The organism is Acinetobacter sp. YH12095, from assembly GCF_013419245.1.
Taxonomy (GTDB): Bacteria; Pseudomonadota; Gammaproteobacteria; order Pseudomonadales; family Moraxellaceae; genus Acinetobacter; species Acinetobacter towneri.
On record NZ_VPAL01000015.1, the window covers coordinates 22,250 to 40,019 of the forward strand.

Annotated in this window: 18 protein-coding genes; 4 read left to right on the forward strand and 14 right to left on the reverse strand. The window is 42.6% G+C overall.

Going from position 1 to position 17,770, the window contains the following annotated elements; all coding sequences use genetic code 11:
* Window positions 1-143 precede the first annotated feature (143 nt).
* The 5 genes from FTU35_RS10260 to FTU35_RS10280 form a co-directional block, all read right to left on the reverse strand.
* Window positions 144-548 carry a biopolymer transporter ExbD gene (locus FTU35_RS10260; RefSeq protein ID WP_004976158.1) on the reverse strand — a complete coding sequence of 135 codons (405 nt, stop codon included), beginning with the start codon at window positions 546-548 and terminating at the stop codon, window positions 144-146.
* Window positions 548-1,171 (reverse strand): MotA/TolQ/ExbB proton channel family protein, encoded by a 624-nt coding sequence (locus FTU35_RS10265; protein WP_096901723.1) that lies wholly within the window; start codon window positions 1,169-1,171, stop codon window positions 548-550. The genes FTU35_RS10260 and FTU35_RS10265 overlap by 1 nt, the downstream gene beginning before the upstream one ends.
* A 20-nt stretch (window positions 1,172-1,191) precedes the next feature.
* Window positions 1,192-1,983: an energy transducer TonB gene (locus FTU35_RS10270; RefSeq protein ID WP_104853035.1), complete on the reverse strand. Its 792-nt coding sequence runs from the start codon at window positions 1,981-1,983 to the stop codon at window positions 1,192-1,194.
* Window positions 1,984-2,244: 261 nt separating this feature from the next.
* Complete coding sequence (gene purU / locus FTU35_RS10275) at window positions 2,245-3,111, reverse strand: formyltetrahydrofolate deformylase (RefSeq protein WP_004976151.1); 867 nt, start codon at window positions 3,109-3,111, stop codon at window positions 2,245-2,247.
* 91 nt (window positions 3,112-3,202) lie between these two features.
* The gene (locus FTU35_RS10280; protein ID WP_004976150.1) at window positions 3,203-3,904 is read right to left on the reverse strand and encodes a TetR/AcrR family transcriptional regulator; all 702 of its coding nucleotides are present in this window, start codon (window positions 3,902-3,904) and stop codon (window positions 3,203-3,205) included.
* A 117-nt stretch (window positions 3,905-4,021) separates the two neighbouring features.
* On the opposite strand from FTU35_RS10280, the gene FTU35_RS10285 reads away from it, so the two are divergent.
* The 4 genes from FTU35_RS10285 (at window position 4,022) to FTU35_RS10300 (ending at window position 7,916) form a co-directional block, all read left to right on the forward strand.
* Window positions 4,022-5,470 (forward strand): coniferyl aldehyde dehydrogenase, encoded by a 1,449-nt coding sequence (locus tag FTU35_RS10285; RefSeq protein WP_004976148.1) that lies wholly within the window; start codon window positions 4,022-4,024, stop codon window positions 5,468-5,470.
* 163 nt (window positions 5,471-5,633) lie between these two features.
* Window positions 5,634-5,870, forward strand: coding sequence for a 50S ribosomal protein L28 (gene rpmB, locus FTU35_RS10290; RefSeq protein ID WP_004976147.1), 237 nt, complete (start codon window positions 5,634-5,636; stop codon window positions 5,868-5,870).
* A gap of 16 nt (window positions 5,871-5,886) precedes the next feature.
* Window positions 5,887-6,042, forward strand: coding sequence for a 50S ribosomal protein L33 (gene rpmG / locus FTU35_RS10295; protein WP_004976146.1), 156 nt, complete (start codon window positions 5,887-5,889; stop codon window positions 6,040-6,042).
* A 158-nt stretch (window positions 6,043-6,200) separates the two neighbouring features.
* A complete protein-coding gene (locus FTU35_RS10300) occupies window positions 6,201-7,916 on the forward strand; it encodes a cation:proton antiporter (RefSeq protein ID WP_179990487.1) in 1,716 nt (571 codons plus the stop codon).
* A 191-nt stretch (window positions 7,917-8,107) separates the two neighbouring features.
* On the opposite strand, the gene FTU35_RS10305 is transcribed toward FTU35_RS10300, so the two are convergent.
* The 9 genes from FTU35_RS10305 to FTU35_RS10345 all read right to left on the reverse strand — a co-directional run bounded on the left by FTU35_RS10305 (window position 8,108) and on the right by FTU35_RS10345 (window position 17,739).
* Window positions 8,108-8,386 carry a hypothetical protein gene (locus FTU35_RS10305; protein WP_131261040.1) on the reverse strand — a complete coding sequence of 93 codons (279 nt, stop codon included), beginning with the start codon at window positions 8,384-8,386 and terminating at the stop codon, window positions 8,108-8,110.
* 103 nt (window positions 8,387-8,489) lie between these two features.
* Entirely contained in the window at window positions 8,490-8,993 is a 504-nt protein-coding gene (locus FTU35_RS10310) for a DUF6586 family protein (RefSeq protein ID WP_179988458.1), read from the reverse strand.
* Window positions 8,994-9,168: 175 nt separating this feature from the next.
* The gene (locus FTU35_RS10315; RefSeq protein WP_004976139.1) at window positions 9,169-9,423 is read right to left on the reverse strand and encodes an RNA-binding protein; all 255 of its coding nucleotides are present in this window, start codon (window positions 9,421-9,423) and stop codon (window positions 9,169-9,171) included.
* A gap of 79 nt (window positions 9,424-9,502) precedes the next feature.
* Window positions 9,503-11,491 carry an ATP-dependent helicase gene (locus tag FTU35_RS10320; protein WP_154321059.1) on the reverse strand — a complete coding sequence of 663 codons (1,989 nt, stop codon included), beginning with the start codon at window positions 11,489-11,491 and terminating at the stop codon, window positions 9,503-9,505.
* A gap of 147 nt (window positions 11,492-11,638) precedes the next feature.
* Window positions 11,639-12,394: a hypothetical protein gene (locus FTU35_RS10325; RefSeq protein ID WP_154321060.1), complete on the reverse strand. Its 756-nt coding sequence runs from the start codon at window positions 12,392-12,394 to the stop codon at window positions 11,639-11,641.
* Window positions 12,395-12,552: 158 nt separating this feature from the next.
* On the reverse strand, window positions 12,553-13,377 hold the full coding sequence (locus FTU35_RS10330; protein WP_180064716.1) for an NYN domain-containing protein: 825 nt from the start codon (window positions 13,375-13,377) through the stop codon (window positions 12,553-12,555).
* Window positions 13,378-13,388: 11 nt separating this feature from the next.
* A complete protein-coding gene (gene topA, locus FTU35_RS10335) occupies window positions 13,389-16,028 on the reverse strand; it encodes a type I DNA topoisomerase (RefSeq protein WP_180064717.1) in 2,640 nt (879 codons plus the stop codon).
* Window positions 16,029-16,062: 34 nt separating this feature from the next.
* On the reverse strand, window positions 16,063-16,512 hold the full coding sequence (locus FTU35_RS10340; RefSeq protein ID WP_004976129.1) for an ammonium transporter: 450 nt from the start codon (window positions 16,510-16,512) through the stop codon (window positions 16,063-16,065).
* A 261-nt stretch (window positions 16,513-16,773) separates the two neighbouring features.
* Window positions 16,774-17,739: a hypothetical protein gene (locus FTU35_RS10345; protein ID WP_180009188.1), complete on the reverse strand. Its 966-nt coding sequence runs from the start codon at window positions 17,737-17,739 to the stop codon at window positions 16,774-16,776.
* Window positions 17,740-17,770 lie beyond the last annotated feature (31 nt).

Below are 17,770 nucleotides of genomic sequence, written 5' to 3' on the forward strand. Positions count from 1 at the left end.
AAATAGACTTTAAAGTAAGCAGCGGACTCAACCTAAATCTTTTGGATATTCAACATCATTGAGTACTTGAGGAGTTTTGGCATTATGCGCGACTTTGCATAAAAAAAGCGACCTAAATAGATCGCTAATTTTTAAGGATTAACTTAATCATCTGTTGCGAAAGCAATATCACTGAGTCCGGCTTCACTCGCACGTGACATCACTTGCGCCACAGTATCATAACGCGCATCTTTATCTGCTCTTAACACCACGGTTGGCTGTTGAGCTTGCTGACTAGCATCATTAAAGCGGGTTTGCAACTCATCTAAACTAATGATTTGATCATCCCACGCCACTTCACCATTGGCATTGATACTGACCTGAATTTGCTCAGGCGGTAAATCAACAATTTCTGCGCTGGTTTGCGGTAAGGTTAATGGTATAGATGGGTTGGCAACGGTCGCTGTCACCAAAAAGATGATCATCAATACCAACATAATGTCGATCAGGGGAATAAGGTTCATCTCATTCATGCCTGAATCGTTGTCTTCACCCAATTGAAAAGCCATTAAACCTGACCTCCCACTAAACTTTGTTGTGTTGCATTCACTTCAGTTCTTTGAACAGAAGAATCTTGTTGCAACATGGTGTCAATCAACAAACTATGTGCATGATCTTGCAAATTTGTAGATAAGGTACGGTTCACACGCGAACAAATGTTGTAAGCAATCACGGCAGGAATCGCCACCGCCAAACCGAAGCCCGTCATAATCAACGCTTCACCAACAGGCGTTGCCACTTGAGCCAATCCCGCCTGACCGCTTTTTCCAACCGCAACGAGTGCATGGAAAATACCCCAAACTGTACCAAACAAACCCACAAACGGTGCTAATGACGCAATTGTACCCAGTACCGATACGCCTTTTTCTGCCGATGCTTTTTCTACCGAAATTTGACGCAATAAGGCTTGCTCAGCAACCGCTTTACGCTGCTCAAAATTTAAGGGCACCAGTTTTGCTTTAAGCTGATTTAAAGCCTGTGACAGTTGAGCATAAGCTTGTTGCTTCAATTGGCGCGTGCCTATCAAACGTAATGCGAAGATGGTCCATGTCGCAATCGACATCGCCAATAACACGAAATACAGCGTTTTGCTGACTGCATCTGCGTGTTGCCAATAGACGGAAAAGTTCATACTCGAACTCCTGTTGAAGGTTAGCCGTTAGGGTTCAATGTCAATTCAAAAGGCTGCTCAGCACGAATTGGATAAGCCACGCCATTTTCTTTGTACGGTTTGAATTTTGCACTACGCACTGCGCGTAAAATCTTTTGATCTAAAGCAGGTACACCACTAGAACGCGTAATTTGAGCATCGGTGATCACGCCTTTTTCATTGGCTTCAATCCGAACCACCACGTTACGGGTTTCTCCCTGTAAATCACGATTGGTATAAGAAGGTTTTGGAGAACGACTCCATTGCACGCCTGAGCCGCCAATCGACACTGTTTTTGGAGCAGAAGGTGCGACAGGAGCAGGTGCTGGCGCAACAGGTGCAACTGTCGGTTTCGGTGCAGGCTGTACCACTTTAGTTTCAGTCACCGTTGCTACAGGTGCAGGTTGCACCACACGTTCGACTGGTTTTTCTACGGGCTTCGCCACGGGTTTAGGGGCTTCTGCTTTTTTAACTTGCTGTACTTTTTCTACTTTTTTCGGTGGCGGTGGCAACGGTTTTTCTACCACAGGCACTTCTTTTACAGGCTGAGGCTTGGGTTTTTCAGGCTGTGGTTCAGCCTTAGGTTGCGGTGGCAACGGTTTAGGCTGTTCTTGAATTTTTACAAAGCGTACTTTTAAAGGTTCTTTTTCTATGGGCTTTAAGGTCGGAGTTTGCATTTGCCCCAATGCCCACAACACACCGACATGACCTAATGCAACCACAGCTAAAGCCGTCACAACTTTCTTTTTCATGGCATTGGGCATTTGTAGCATAGCGTTGGGAGATTGGTTCATTAAAGTCAGCGACCTTCAAAAGCAATTGCCAAACCATCACAGTTCCGAACGATCAAACTGATCGGTTAGCACAATTAAAGTAACGCAATAATAAATGAGAAGTGTTTTCATTTGCAACTATTTTTTAATAACAAACGTGAATCATCCAATAAATTTGCTATTTTAAAAACAGTTTAAATAAATGTTATAACATTACAATTTTAGCATAAAAAAACATGCCATGTCGGCATGTTTTAATTCGATTTTTAGATAGCTTTTACCCTATTGAAATACAACAGTTTTGTTGCCATCTACAATAATACGGTCTTCCAAATGCCATTTAACTGCACGTGCCAGTACATTACGTTCCACATCCTGACCCAATTCACGCAGTTGATCTACCGTAAAGTCGTGGTTTACACGCTCTACATCTTGCTCAATGATCGGACCTTGATCTAGGTCTGCTGTTACATAGTGTGCAGTTGCACCAATCAGTTTTACGCCTTTTTCATAAGCTTGTTTATATGGATTTGCGCCCACGAAAGCAGGCAGGAATGAATGGTGAATATTGATCACTTTCATTTCCCACTTAGAGACAAACTCTTCATCCAAAATTTGCATATAACGCGCCAATACCAACAAATCATTGCCTTGCATCAATTCATCAATTTTAGCGTAAGCTTCACGTTTATTTTCTTTATTAACAGGCACTACTTCAAACGGAATACCAAAGTTTTCTACCGCTTCACGCAAGGTGTCATGGTTCGACACCACTTTGGTAATTTCACATGGTAAACCACCACGTGAATGACGCCATAATAGTTCGAGCAAAGCATGATCAACTTTAGACACCAAAATGCCGACTTTTTTCACATCGCTGACCAAAGCCAAACGCCATTGCATTTCATAACGCTCTGCCACGTTAGAAGCAAAGGTTTGCAATAAGCTTTCTTTACGGCTTTGCAAGTGATCCAGTTCAAACTCAACCCGCATGAAATAACGCCCGCCCTGAGCTTCTGTTGCGTATTGATCAAGCGCGGTAATGTTGGCTCCTTGATGATACAAAAAGCTCGATACAGCCTGCACAATACCTGGCTTATCTTCACAGGTAATCAGTAAACGTGCAGTATTCGCAGTCGTCATATTCATGTTGTTTTTAGTCACTACTTGGTTAAATTGAAAAACAAGCCGAGTATTCTAGCGCGTTTCTCAGACATTCTAAATAGCCATTCTCAGTCTCTTAGTCGGCTTGAGTATTTTTACTGGATGATAAACTCTCAAACAGTTCAGATGTGCCTAGTGTTTCTAGTAAACGCTCATAGGTTGCACGACTTTCACCCCGTAAATATGCCCCTTCAAGGAACAGCATTTGACGTAAAGCCTGCCAAATCCATTTTTCTTCCAAATGGTTTGAATCGGTAATGTGACCCGACATATATAAGAAGTTCGTCCAGTTGGTCAGCACAATCCAAATATTGATAATCAAGGCTTCAATTTCTGACTCAGTCATTTGCATCAGACCCGCATCCACAAAGGCCTGATAAATTTTTTGTCCCTGCTGCATGACCTGTCCTGCAAAACGTGGATACATTTTGCGGAAATCTTCATTGGTTTCGACCAAATGATAGACATCACGATGCAAAAAACGATAAGCCCACAGCTGACTACTGAGAACCTGAAAATAACGAATTTTGTCATTGGCATCTAAGCCACGATTTTCAGGCAAAGCCAGCATTTCTAAAGTTTCTTGCTGATATTGTTCCATCAGCTCTTTAATAATTTCGTTCTTATTGCGGAAGTGGTAATACAAGTTTCCTGGGCTCATGCCCAGTTCTGCCGCAATATGATTGGTTGTTACCGAACGCTCACCACGCTCGTTAAACAATTGCAAACTCAATTGCAAAATACGTTCTTTGGTTTTCAACGTTTTGGTTTGAGACATCCTAAAAACAACCATTCTTTAAAATTTGGGGGGCATGAAAACATAAAGTCACTTGACTGATTAGAGTAAATACTCTAAAAATTAACTTATATTGCTTTTATTGAATGGTAACATGCCATGAACAGTCAAACAAAAACAACTTCAATGACCCCACATTCACCCGATTTACAACGTCTGGATGATATTTTGGCATTGCAGAAATATGCCTATCAGCGTCATCCTGTCCCAAGTGCCAAAGAACGCATTGAACGCTTAGCCCGCTTAAAACGTGTGATTGTGAAATATCAGGATCAATTTGCCGAAGCCATTAACCGTGACTATGGCAACCGCGCCATTGCAGAAACCAAAATTGGTGAATTACTTACCTGCTTGGAACATATCAAATATTACAGCAAAAACCTGACCGACTGGATGAAGCCATCTAAACGTCAGGTTGGTATTATCCACCAACCTGCAAAAGCATGGGTACAGTATCAACCTTTAGGGGTAATTGGCATTATTGCACCTTGGAACTATCCGCTGCTGTTGTCTTTAGGCCCACTGATCTGTGCTTTGGCTGCAGGCAACCATGCCATGATCAAAATTTCCAGTGCTTCTGCGCATTTTGGTAAAGTACTGGAAAACGCCATGAGCGAAGCATTTCCACAGGAATTGGTGGCAGTAATTAATGGCGGCGGTATTATTTCCGATGCGTTCTGTCATTTGCCTTTTGACAAAATTATTTTCACAGGCTCTACCGAAGTCGGCAAAACTGTAATGGCTGCCGCGTCACAAAACCTTGTGCCTGTCATTTTAGAACTAGGTGGAAAATCCCCTGTTTTGGTGCATCCATCTAGCGATATGGTCGATGTAGCGCAGCGTATTGCGGTAGGTAAACTCTGGAATGCTGGACAAACCTGTGTTGCACCCGACTATATGTTCTTGCCTAAAGGCAAAACTGCCGAATTTATGGAGCATTTCGAGCAATTTGTGACCGAAATGTATCCGCATATTCGTGATAACCAAGACTACACTTCTATTATTAATGACAAACAATATCGTCGCTTACAGGGCTATTTAGAAGATGCACGTGAGCGAGGTGCAAATATTATTGAAATTAATCCGCAAAGTGAAAATGTGGCTGCAACCCGTAAAATGGCACCAACGGTACTGACCAATGTCAGTCCAGACATGCAAATTATGCAAAATGAGATCTTTGGTCCAGTCCTGCCAATCTTAGAATATGAACAAATTGATGATGTAATCGAGTTTATTAATAGCCGACCGCGTCCTCTTGCTTTATACTATTTCGACTTTGATCAGGCGCGTGCCGACTATGTCGCACAGCGAACCCATTCAGGGCATTTCGGACTCAATACTGTATTGACCCACGTTGCACAAGATGACTTACCATTTGGTGGTGTTGGTGCATCGGGCATGGGGAAATATCACGGTCCAGAAGGTTTTTTCAGCTTGTCACATGAACGGTCGGTAATGTCTAATCCGAAGCTTTACAGCTTGAAGTTCATTCTCCCCCCATTTGATAAGCCGATTCATCGATTGATTTCGAAGACGCTTCTTCGTTAACTGATCAAGGCATGAGCTATCAAACACGCTCATGCTGTTTTTGAAGAAAATCGCTTGTCTTTTAAGCGTATTTTTGATATAAAACGCCCCTTGAATGAATTCATCCGTTTATTTTTGACTGGCCATACAGATTTGCTGTTGGCTAAATCAATGGAGTTACACCATGTCTAAGGTTTGCCAAGTTACCGGCAAGCGTCCAGTCGTTGGTAACAACGTCTCACACGCCAACAACAAAACTAAGCGCCGGTTCGAGCCGAACCTGCACAACCACCGTTTCTGGTTAGAAAGCGAAAAACGTTTCGTACGTCTTCGTTTAACCACTAAAGGTATGCGTATTATCGACAAATTGGGCATTGAAAAGGTTGTTGCTGACCTTCGTGCTCAAGGTCAAAAGATCTAAGTAAGGAGTCAGGACAATGCGTGATAAGATTCGCTTAGTTTCTACAGCTGGTACAGGTTATTTCTATACCACTACTAAAAACAAACGTACTATGCCGGAAAAAATGGAAATCAAAAAATTTGATCCAAAAATCCGTCAACACGTAGTTTTCAAAGAAGCTAAAATCAAATAATTTTAGCTTTTTTAAAAAACGACCTTATTCAGGTCGTTTTTTTTTGCACTTTTTTTGCCTCACTTGTTAAAATTTCCTCGTTTTCTTTTTTGGCACTATTTGTGCTTGTCTTATTTCAGTCTTTTGACCACACCTTCACCATGGCTTAGGAGTTTCTCGTGCCTCATGATGTAGAACTCATCATCTTACTTGCCGTTGGTTTTAGCTTGGCACTGGTATTTGGCTATATCGCTGCGCGCTTACGCCTTCCACCGCTTATGGGCTATCTGATTGCAGGTGTCATCATTAGTCCCAACACACCGGGCATTGTGGCAGATATTCATCTTGCCAACCAATTGGCAGAACTTGGGGTCATGTTCCTCATGTTCGGTGTTGGCATGCATTTCTCGCTAAATGATTTAATGCAGGTACGACGCATTGCTTTGCCTGGTGCAGTATTGCAGATCGCCGTGGCGACCCTGCTCGGTGTAGGCGTGTCGATGATGTGGGGTTGGAGTTTTGGTTCTGCCTTAATTTTTGGCTTGAGTCTGTCTTGTGCCAGTACCGTTGTGCTCTTAAAAGCATTGGGTGATCGTGGCCTGCTCGACTCCGTGAACGGTAAAATTGCCGTAGGCTGGTTGTTAGTTGAAGACTTAGTGATGGTCTTAGCATTGGTGCTTTTGCCTGCCACAGCTGTATTACTGGGTGGACAAGCTATCGACAATGCCAGTGATGAAAATATTTGGCTAACACTCGGACTGACTTTATTAAAAGTTTCAGGCTTTATTGCCTTTATGCTGATTGTTGGCAAACGCCTTGTGCCCTTCATTATGCAAATTGTGGCTCGCTTAGGCTCGCGGGAACTGTTTACCCTGACTGTGGTCGCTGCTGCGGTATCAATTGCCTTTGGTGCTTATAAAATCTTTGGCGTGTCGATGGCACTTGGGGCGTTCTTTGCGGGGATGGTGGTCAAAGAATCTGATTTCAGTCATCGCGCCGAAGAAGAAACTTTACCCTTACGTGAAATTTTCTCCATTCTATTTTTCGTTGCTGTGGGCATGCTGTTTGACCCGCGTATTCTGATAGAAGAACCACTGCACGTTTTAGCGGTCGTCGGCATTATCATGGTGGGTAAAACCATTGCAGCCATGGCATTGGTCTTGTTCTTCCGCTATCCACTCAATACAGCCTTGACCGTAGGCGCGAGCTTGGCACAAATTGGTGAGTTTTCCTTTATTTTGGCAACGCTAGGTGTATCTTTACAACTGCTGTCACTAGAAGGACAAAACCTGATTTTAGCAGGCGCACTCATTTCAATTACCCTCAATTCCTTTGTTTTTTCTGCGATTGAGCCTGTGCAAAACTGGATTCGGGAACGCTCTTATTTGGCGCGTTTGCTTGAACGCAGCAATGACCCTTTAGCCATGCTGCCCGATGAAGTTTCTCAAGATTATTTACGTGATCAGGTGGTGATTGTTGGACATGGTGAAGTCGGACGCCGCATTACTAAAAATTTAATGGCTGAGAATATTAAGGTCGTGATTGCGGAAGAAAACCGTGAAATTGTCGAAGACTTACGCGAAAAAGGCATTGCTGCAGTCAGCGGCATTGCCACAGAAGCGGGTGTACTGATTCAGGCACATATTCAACATGCACGACTACTCGTTCTCTCGCCTATGGACATTCTGGATATTCATAAAATTGTGGATATTGCCAAAACCCTAAACCCTGAAATTCAGGTTTTGGTATGTGCAGAAAGCAAAGCCGAAGCGGAAGTAATTCGTAAAGACAACATTGGTGAAGTGTATTTTGCCAAAGAAGAAATGGCGAAAAATATGAGCAATTATATTTTAAATCAAATTGAAATTGCCCATCATCAGCCACCAACGCATTGAGCATCATTCATCTAAAACCCATAGCCAAAATCACAAAAAGCGCACCGTTTAAGCTGCGCTTTTTTTGTTGACGTATAGATTGGCTTTCATTGTGTTGATGAAAAACTATCTAATAATGTCCATGATTTTAACCAAAGCAGATAGACAATCTATTCATTAAAGATAGCTCATCACCGAAAGACCTTTTGGGATTAACTCATAAATTGCGGCTGTTCATCCACAATTTCGGCATGCCATTCATTGACCTGCTTTTCCAACAAGCCAAATAATGCCGCCTGAATCATGTGCTGTGCCACAACAGCCGTCTGATCGCCCAATATGGCTTTGACTTCGTCATTGAACTGGATTTTGACCAATGGCTCTTTCTCTGAGCCTGCATTACGCAATGCCAACTCGCCACCTTCAAGCTGAACCAGCTCTAAAATTGCTTCCTGATTACCAAATAATTCTTTCAATTGCTCTATAGACATATATCCTCCATGCTCGACATGGCGGCAAAGGCGCTTGCACTTTGCATCGTTCAGAATATTTATATCGGGCTGATCAGATTTTTTTCAAGGGCGTTTGGTCGGCTTAAAATTCCACCATTTCATTACGAAAACCATCAATCAACTGGGTTAAGTCACGATGCCATTCGCGCAAAATTTTCGTATCTGGTAGCCATGCTTGCGGAGATTGCGTGACTTTAATAATCAAATTGGATGACGTTTCCTGTTCAGGTTCTGGTGCACTTGGCTCGGGCGTGTACTGACATAAACGATAAGCGCGCTTTAACTCTGCAATAAAACCCGATTTGCTCAGTTGCTCCAAAATTGCCACTTCAGGGGAAATCTGCCCTTTGGCTGCCATCAATTCTTCAATTGATTTAAGGGTTGGATTACTGTCATTTAAACGATAATACCGCACCAATTCCTGCAAAAAAGCCAGCACCGCGCCATTTAAATGAAACACCGCAGCTTCACGATGTGCCTGCGCTTGCTGAACATGCTCGGTTTGCTCGGCCTGCTGACATGAAAGACGGGCGAAATATAATTTCTGATTGGTACGATCTGCATGAAAACGAGCAACACGGGACATGAGCATTTCCTCAATTTAGCGTTCTAAGAAGCTTAGATTAAACCGATTTTCCTGCAACACCCAATAAAAAATACACTATTTTTACTGCGATAAAATCGCGCACCAATGCAGTGCCAATCTCGTATTTTTACTAAAAATCACGCATAAAAAAGGAGCATTTTTTGCTCCCTTTGAACTATTTTGATGCAGGTTTATCTTCTGCTGCTTTGACACGTATTCCATGACCATGCAGACGCAAAGTATTCAGCGCTTTAATGGCTTTTACTGCCTCACGTGCATGTGGCATTTCTACAAATGCAAAACCTTTAGATTTTCCTGTTGCAGCATCCAACACCAAATTACAAGATTCTACAGTGCCATATTCCTGAAAAAGCTTTAACAATTCTTCTTCAGTCACTGTACGTTCTAAACTACGAACTAAAATTTTCATCTTACAACCTTAAAATAGGCAAAAAACATCAAAAAGCACTCGCCTACTCTACTTTTTGCAGGAAACCATGTGGCATAGTTTAATCGAGATCAATGCCAAAATCTAAATTAATCGCTTGGCGTTCCACCAAGGCACTTTTCACAGTTTGCTGACGGGTACGGTGATGAGTTTCCATCGCACACAACTGCCGTGTCAGATCATTCAAAAAATAACTGTCCAGTTTGCGCCCTTGTTCATCTACCGTATCACGCGCCCATAAATTAAAATTTTGCTTGGTTAAAATCAGTTCATTTTGGGCACGGGTCAAAGCCACGTACAGCACTCGACGTTCTTCTTCAATATCATCAAAACTGCCCTGCGCCCGTGCATGGGGGTACTGTCCTGCTGTCACATTCGCCACATAACAGACTTTTTGCTCAGTCCCTTTGGCAGAATGAATGGTGATTAAAGTGACCACATCGGTATCAGACTGGCGTTCAATTTCAGAAATAGACACAGGATCAAGCACGTATTCTTCTAAAAACTCACTTAACTGTGCATGCTTGCCCGCCAATTGTTGCACCAACTGAAAATCACCCTGACGACGATTCCAGTCTTTTTTATAATTATCAGTCAATTGTTCCTGAATCGCTTCAATGCCTAAACCGACGCAAGCCGCAACTTCATGTCGTAAGACATCCATTTGCTTCATGATCAATAAAGTTTTTTCTGGCAAGCGTCCAAATTTTTCCAGCTTTTCAATCACCTGATCCATTGTCGGTTCAAGCAACAATTGCTGTGCCAACTTACTCGCACCGACATCACCCACGCCATTCCATAAAGTGAGAAAACGCATCCATGCAATATCATCTAAAGGATTGGCAATAACGCGCAATAAACTAAGTAAGTCTTTCACATGCGCAGTTTCCAAGAGCTTCATGCCGCCAATAAAACGATACGGCACACTTGCCGCAATACAGGCGGCTTCAATATGTCGCGCTGCAAAACTCGAACGCACCAAGACCATGTGATCTGACCACGGCGCGCCTTGCAAGAAATGTCGCTCTTTAATATCAATCGCAATCCATTTGGCTTCATCAAATTCATTCGGGAAAATATGCATTTTGGGTTTGATGCCATCACCACGATGCGCCTGCAACCGTTTGTTATAGCGAATCTCACTTTGATCTAACAACCAATTGGACAGGTCTAAAATTTCCTGCGTAGAACGGTAATTTTGCTCTAATTTGAAAATTTGAGCATTGGGTACGCGCTCTGTGAAATGATGAATATTTTCAAAATCTGCACCACGGAAACCATAAATCGATTGTGCATCATCGCCCACACAAAACAAACTGACCCGATCTTTTAAAGGCTCAAGCAAAGCCCATTGCAAAGGATTGGTGTCCTGCATTTCATCAACCAGAAGATGCTGACAAATTGACGCGACATAATCGACCAGACCTTCCGACTGCGCCAATGCCGATGCCACCACAGCCAAAATATCGTCATAATCGAGAAAGCCACGTGCACGTTTACGGCTTTCGTATTCCTGCATAATTTCAGCAATTTGATCTTTTAATGCCAAATATTCAGGCTGTTGCTTTTCTAAAGCCACACTCAGTTTTTGACGGGTATTCCGCGCAAAAGAATACAAATCACATAATTCTTGAGGCTTGGGTAACTGACTTGGATTTTTCTTATCATCTTTTCCACGAATGAGGCGAAACATCATCAACTGATCATCACGATCAATAATTGAAAACTGCTCTAAGCCAAAGGCTTTAGGAGTACGGCGTAACAGATACATACAAAAAGTATGAAAGGTCGAAGCACGTAAGCCTTTGGCTTGCTCGCCCAGCGCTAGCTCCACCCGTGCGACAATTTCACTCGCCGCACGACGGGTAAAGGTCAAAATTTGAATTTGATTGGCTGGAATACCCTGATCAATCAAGTACGCTGCACGTGCCACAATGGTTTTGGTTTTGCCACAGCCTGCGCCAGCCAAGACCAGACTATGTTGATGTGCTGTCGTGGCTGCTTGTTTTTGCTGGGGATTCAATTCATCAATTAGGCTGGCTAAACTCATAGTGACTCATCGTAGTGGGTGGATGAATAGTTTAACAGATCGGTTTAGGAATAAACCCATGAATATAAATGGCTCGGTTCATGCCTAAACACATACTTTTACACAAGCTCTATTGTAGAGATGTGGATAAGTACATGCTTATCCACATTATTTCCAGCCCAATTCTATGGCAGTGATTTCGTTAATACGTGTCTGTTGTAACGATTCAGGCATTTTACTTTTGCTTTGCGAAAGTGGCACATAACCCGCCATCAGTTCAGCCTGTCGTTGTGGATACAATGGTTGCTGATTTGGGTCTGCATAACCAATCGGATAAATCGGCTGACCTGTGCTTAAATCATATTTATCTGTGGCACCAAAGGTATGCAGTAATTCATGCACCATCACCATGGTATTACGCTCACTGTGTGCAGCAGAAGCAAATAAATTCACCGAGCCAATTTTACCTTTTTGTAAAGCGGTGGAATGCTTCAAAATTTGAGTTTGACTCGGATCATAATAATTCAGGTACAGCGTCACGGTTGCCGTACCATCACTGCTTTGTCGTTGCTGCCAAGCGTAAAATCGGAACTTTAAACTCCAAAGTACAGTATTAAGTAGTGATGCCTGCTCAGGCACTTTTGGTGGCAACTGCTTTAATTCTCGCCCCTGTTTGAAATAAAGCGCAATGGGTTGCCCACGGTACTGCAAAGAAGCTTGTTTTAGATAGTCTTGAGCAGAATTTAAATTATTGATATTTAATGTATTGATATAGTTTTGGGTATTTGATCGTCCATCGGCATTGATTGGGTGTAACAATACGATGATGGGCTTATTCCAGTCTTGGCTCTGATCACGCCAAGCATTGACTGCAACGACCAGCAAAACCAGCAATAAGCATAAAATTCGGATTTTTTTCCACATGAATTAGGACAACATTAAGACATCAGCTTGCCGACTTTAACACGATTGTGATCACTGGAAAATTCCAACCAACCACTGTGTATTGAAAGTATAGCTGACTGTGTATTTTCAAATCCCTGATTTTGAATATTAAAGTAGGGATCATTTTGTTCGATATGTTAAATAATCTCGGAAATTTTTGCCCAACCTGCCTGATCTGCAAGTTGCTGAATGGTTTTTTGGACAAGTTTGACAAACGTACTAAAACTACGCTTTCTCAAATACATCTGACTGCCCTGTAATTTGGTTTCAAATAAACCCAAGGCTTTAATTAAACCAGAGAGTTTATCGTAACCATAGTTTCGGGTGTCAAAGTCGGGCTTGACCGAGCTGATATACGTACCAATTGCCCCTAAATAAGCCCAACCACTATCATCGGCATTTTCTTTGACCGCTTTATAAATCAGGTTCAAGGTGTATTTATCTATGCTGAGTGCAACATCGGTAACTTTATTATTTTTCCCTTTCTGATCAGATTCTTCTGCTACCGCAGCTTTTTCAGCTTCGGACACCAAGTTTTCTACATAAATAAATTTATCGCAGGCTTTACGAAAAGCTTCAGGCGTATTACTACGCCCAAAACCATAAACGATTAAACCACTTTCACGAATGCGAGAGGCTAAAGGCGTGAAATCACTGTCGCTAGATACAATACAAAAACCATCTAAAGCACCGCTATACAACAAATCCATGGCATCGATAATTAAAATCATATCGGTGGCATCTTTGCTTTTGGTATAAGCAAATTGCTGTACAGGCGTAATGGCGTGCGGTAAAAGTACATCACGCCAATTTTTTAGACTTTCGCTGCTCCAGTCACCATACACGCGCTTTACACTGGCGATGCCATACTTCGCCACTTCTTCCAATACAGACTCAATCGAGTTGACCGATGAGTTATCTGCATCGATTAAAATGGCGAATTTTTTTGGCTTCAACTCCATAACAGATCGTGTTAAGCCTCAACCCATTTACCATCTTGGTAAACCAATGACCATTTGGTTTGTTTGCCTTCAGGCGTTTCCGAACCAATATATTGCGCTTGATTCTTACGGCTGAATTTCACTAATGTTGGATTACCCTCTGGGTCTGCATCAGGTGCTTGCAAAATAAATTGATATTTTGGATCAAGCTGTTCTGCAACTGTGCGTAATTCCGCGACTTTCGGTGCACGGGTTTCACGTACTTTCGGGAACTTACTGGCTGCCAAGAACAAGCCTGCTGCACCATCACGCAACACAAAGAAATCATCGTGTTTGGTTGAACGTAAATGTTCCATTTTAATTGGATCAACACGCGGTGGCGCAGGCTGACCATTCTTGAGTACTTTTCGCGTGTTTTCACAGCTGGTGCAGGCAAAATAAGGGCCAAAACGACCTGTTTTCAACTGCATTTCGCCATCGCACTTGTCACACGGAATGGTTGGGCCATCATAGCCTTTAATTTTGAACTCGCCTTCTTCTAGCTCAAAACCTGCACAGTCTGGGTTATTCCCACAAATGTGCAGTTTACGACCACCATCAATCACATAGCTGTCCATGGCAGTTTCGCAAATTGGACAGCGTTTTTTAGACATCAAATCTGCAGTTTCAGCGGTATCATCATCCGACAATACAGCAAGCGACTCGACAGGAGTTAGGTTCAGAGTTCCCTTGCAACGTTCTTTCGGTGGCAAGTTATAGCCTGAACATCCCAAGAATACCCCTGTTGTACCTGTACGAATCTGCATTGGACGTGAACATTCTTTACAATGCACGGCATCAACCTCTACAGGTAGATTACGGCGCATGCCTTGTTCGCCCTGTGCATTGGTCAAACGCTGCTTGAAGTCACCATAAAAACTGTTGAGTAAGTCTTTCCAGTTACGTTCTCCATCTGCAACTTTATCCAGCTGACCTTCCAAGTCTGCTGTAAAATCGTAGTTCATCAGGTTATTAAAACTTTCATCCAGACGATCTGTAACAATCTCACCCATTTTTTCGGCAAACAGACGACGGTTTTCCAGTTTGACATAACCACGGTCTTGAATAGTTGAAATAATCGCAGCATAGGTCGATGGACGTCCAATACCTTTTTTCTCAAGCTCTTTCACCAAAGAGGCTTCGGTAAAACGCGCAGGCGGTTTGGTAAAGTGTTGTGATGGATCAAGCTTCTCTAATTTAAGAATTTCACCGACTTTAACTGCAGGCAGTAACACATCATCATCCGATTTGTTTTGCCCACGCACTTTGGTAAAGCCATCAAAAACCAGCGTACGACCTTTGGCTTTTAACTCGACACCATTGGCATCAACCAAAATGGTCGATGATAAATATTCGGCTGGTGTCATTTGGCAAGCGACGAACTGACGCCAAATCAGATCATATAAACGCTGTGCATCGCGCTCTACACCCACCAAACTGTCGCCTTTAAGCGCAACATTAGATGGACGAATCGCTTCGTGCGCTTCTTGTGCGCCTGCTTTATTGCCATAACGATTTGGTTTAGCAGGCAGATATTTTTGACCAAACTCCGCTTCAATATGCGTACGCACCATATTGACCGCGTCATCACTCAGGAAGGTCGAGTCTGTACGCATATAGGTGATAAAACCTGCCTCATACAAACGCTGTGCTAGCATCATGGTTTTCTTGACTGAAAAACCAAGACGGGTACTCGCAGCCTGTTGCAGCGTTGACGTGATATACGGCGCACTTGGGTTGACTTTGGTCGGCTTATCTTCACGTGCAGATACGGTGTATTGCGCATCTTTAATCAAGTTCAGTAAAGCATCGGTTTCAGCTTTGTTGCGTAACTTGAGGGTTTTACCCGCTTGCTTAACCGCTTCTAGACGAATGTCATCTTTTTCAGATTTAGTATCTGCAAAGACTTGCCAATATTCTTCGGGTACAAAGGCGCGAATTTCACGCTCGCGCTCCACAACCAGCTTCACCGCAACTGACTGCACTCGTCCTGCCGATAAACCACGGGCAATTTTTTTCCAGAGCAGTGGCGAAATCATAAAACCCACCACGCGATCTAAGAAACGACGTGCCTGTTGGGCATTGACTTTGTTAGTATCTAAACGCGCAGGATGCTTAAAGGCTTCTTGAATCGCATTTTTGGTAATTTCGTTAAACACGACACGTTGATAACGTGAGTCATCTCCACCAATGACTTCTTTTAAGTGCCACGCAATCGCTTCCCCTTCACGGTCCAAGTCCGTTGCGAGATAGACTTCATCGACCTGCGATGCCAGTTTTTTTAATTCAGCGACTACATTTTCTTTGCCTGGCAGCACTTCATAGTGTGCTTTCCAGTCATGTTCAGGATCAACCCCCATACGGTTGACTAATGCTTGTTGAGCTTTTTCAGCTTTCTGAGCCTCGGTCAGTTTGGTTCGGGTGGTGGTTTTCTTTTCTGTGGTTTTTGCGCCACCACTGGTTGGCAAATCACGCACGTGACCGACCGAAGACTTCACAATGTAGTCCGAACCAAGATATTTATTGATTGTTTTCGCTTTTGCAGGCGACTCCACAATCACTAAGGCACGTTTGTGACCAGCTTCAGATTTGGCTGCAGTGCTTTTGGATGTGGACCGAGGAGCGTTCGCCATAAGTAACCGTATTTCCTATTTAATGGTTTAAAAATTAACGTTCAGCCAAGCTATGTAAAAAGGCTTTCATCTCATCTAATTGAGTTGCGCGAAGATCGGCTTCTTCATCCCAATAGATTCCTACACAGTTTGCCTGCATATCAATAGCATAAATGCCCTTTAATGCAATGGGTAAGCCTTGGAATTTCTCATCGCCATGCAACAGTTCTAGCTTTTGGTCTGTCACTAAAGCACGCATTAACGGTAAACGTGCATCGGCAATGAGTACACTGTAATACGCCACCATACTGGCACGTGATTCCGTGGCTTTCGGGATTTTTGTCCAGTCAGGCGCAACCACCAAACGAGGGTGTAGTCCCATTTTTCGGGCTTTTTCACGCATCAATCCTAAAGCTTTTTCTCTTGGGCTGACACGCAGACCAAAAATAGAGCCCATCACAAATATAATGATGGCAACGGCAACCCAAATTCCAGTATTTTCCATAGTACAACCTTTCTATTCTTATATTAGAGTTGCATAAGCACAATATAAAACGCAAGATTAAAATAAGCTGTGATTTATTTATTTCAAGTGTTTTAGTCTATCTGCCTACAAACAGCTTAAAATCGTCTTACGTGAAAAGGCATCATTTTCAAAACTTTAAATGGTTGATAAATGATGACTTAAATCAGTCGTATCGATAAAAAACTATCTTGCAGATGGGTTTTAAATCGACTCATGCCATTAATCGAAAAATTCTAAAACTTAGCTTAAAAACATCTCATGACTATATAGCACTTCATGTCCATTCCAATAAATATAGCCTTTTTCAATCAGTTCTTTGAGCAATAAACGAATATCAGATTTTGGAAATAACCGTTCCAGCAAATCACGCAATTCATAAATATCTTTTGGTTTTTCACCTTTTAGCTCACGTAACTTTTTGGCAACTTCCCATTGCACAGGGTCAATTTGGCTAAAGTTTTTAAATAAACTGTGCTGAGGATGTGGCTCTACGGCTTCAGTTTGCGCCACGATTGTAGAAGTGACTGTCGCCTCTTGCGTAGATTCTTCCACGACATCTAGGTCAAGTTGTACCCACTGCTTCAGTACTTTTTTACGAAAGCTAATTTGCTCATCCACTCGCTTTACAATTTTCAGGTTCATCAACATGCCAACCACATGCTGCACTTTGTCTGCCTCAAGTTGCAAAATATTGGCAATCGAGTTTTTTAAAGCCTCTACGTTGGTTGGCTTGCCTGACATTTTTGCCAACGCATCACAATACTTTTTTACCAACAGCAATTCAGGTTTGTTGCGAATTGCCATTGGGCTTGGTAAACGATTTTTGCTTTTCCCAGACTGCATTTCAGGCTGAATATGAATCAGGTGACAGGCAATTTCAGATGCTTGCAACATTTCCATTAAAATCTGAATACTGTCAGCCGCAGAAATCACTTCAACTTGTGTTTCTGGCTCTAGCAGTGCCATCAGTTGCCCAACTACCACTGCATATTCAAACTCTTTAAACTCTGCGCGCGGGCTGTCTAAAATCATAAGTTGACCCGTACTGATCCAGCCAGCCAACTCAGTTAAATCCTGCAAGTTATATTCAAATTTTCCTGCACAATTAAACAGATACACACTCGGATGATGCTCAATAATTTCTCGCAACAAAGTCGCGGTAGGCTGGTTGTTTTCAAGGTCAAGTAACACAACTTTAAAGGACATAAACTTTAGCGGACACAATAGGGTTTAAAAG